The 1,277-nt window shown below is 73.7% G+C and carries 2 protein-coding genes; both read right to left on the bottom strand.

Annotated features, from left to right (window positions below; all coding sequences use genetic code 11):
- Nucleotides 1-305: response regulator (locus ACWCSD_RS52695; RefSeq protein ID WP_449927505.1), on the bottom strand; the 305-nt coding region annotated here is incomplete at its 3' end.
- Nucleotides 306-353: 48 nt separating this feature from the next.
- Nucleotides 354-1,277 (bottom strand): sensor histidine kinase (locus tag ACWCSD_RS52700; RefSeq protein ID WP_449927508.1); only part of this gene is annotated, 924 nt, incomplete at its 5' end.

Consider the following 1,277-nt stretch of genomic DNA (forward strand, 5'->3'; position numbering starts at 1 on the left):
TGGCGTTCGGGCGGGGTGTCCTTGAGCAGGAACCCGCCGGCGCCCAGGCGCAGCGCGTTGTAGACGTACTCGTCGAGGTCGAACGTGGTCAGGATGAGCACCTTGGGCGGCGGGTCGTGCGCGGCGGCCAGGATGCGCTCGGTCGCCGTCAGGCCGTTGATGCCGGGCATCCTGATGTCCATGAGGATCACGTCGGGCCGCAGCGTGGCGGCCAGGCGCACGGCCTCCTCACCGTCGGCGGCCTCGCCCACGACCTCCAGGCCCGCGGCGCGCAGGAGCGCGGCCAGACCCGCACGGATGAGCACCTGGTCGTCGACGACGAGGACTTTGATCTCGCACCTGCTTCACGGTCGTCACGGCGGCCGATCGTCGGCACCGGGCACGGGGAGCGGGAAGGTCGCCAGGACCTCGAACCCGCCTCCGGGCAGCGGCCCGGCGGTGATCGACCCCTGGTAGAGCCTGACACGTTCAGTCATGCCGATCAACCCGTGACCGCCGGACGGCCCGTCTCCCGCCTGGACGGCGGCGCCGTCGTTGCTGACGCGTAACGTCAGCGTGGCCGGACCGTAGCCGATGTGGATCTCGACCCGGCCGGGGTCGGCGTGCTTGAGCACGTTCGTCAGCGACTCCTGGACGATGCGGTAGGCGCACAGGTCGAGGCCGGACGGCAGCGGCCGGGCCCGGCCCTCGACGACGAGCTCGGTGGCGACGCCCGCCCCGCGCATGCGCTCGACCAGCGGATCGAGGGCCAGCAGGCCCGGCGCGGTGGCGTAGAGGCCCTCGTCGTCGTCGTGGGCCTCGATGCGCAGGATCGACAGCAGCCGGCGCATCTCGGTCAGCGCCTCGTGGCTGGTGTCGGCGATGACGCCCAGCGTGGCGTGGGCGGTGGCCGGGTCGCTCAGCGCCACGTAGCGCCCCAGCCCGGCCTGTACGGAGATGACCGACATGTGGTGGGCGACGACGTCGTGCAACTCGCGGGCGATGCGCACCCGTTCGCGGGTGACCGCCCGCCGGGCGGCGGCGCCCTGCTCCGCGCGCAGCTGCGCGGCCAGGTCGGCGAGCTGCCCGGTGCGCTCCGACAGCAGCCGCACGCTGGTGCCCGCGCCCACCCCGCAGGCCGCCACGATGCACGACTGCGCGGCGGCCGACCACAGCGCGACGCCGGGCTGCTGCGCCGAGGCGTAGGTCCACTCGAAGACGATCAGCACCGCACCGGCCGCGCACCACGCCCAGGACCGGTGGGCGGCGACGGAGTAGAGCGCCACCAGCGGCCCGAT

The organism is Nonomuraea sp. NPDC001684 (assembly GCF_053596515.1).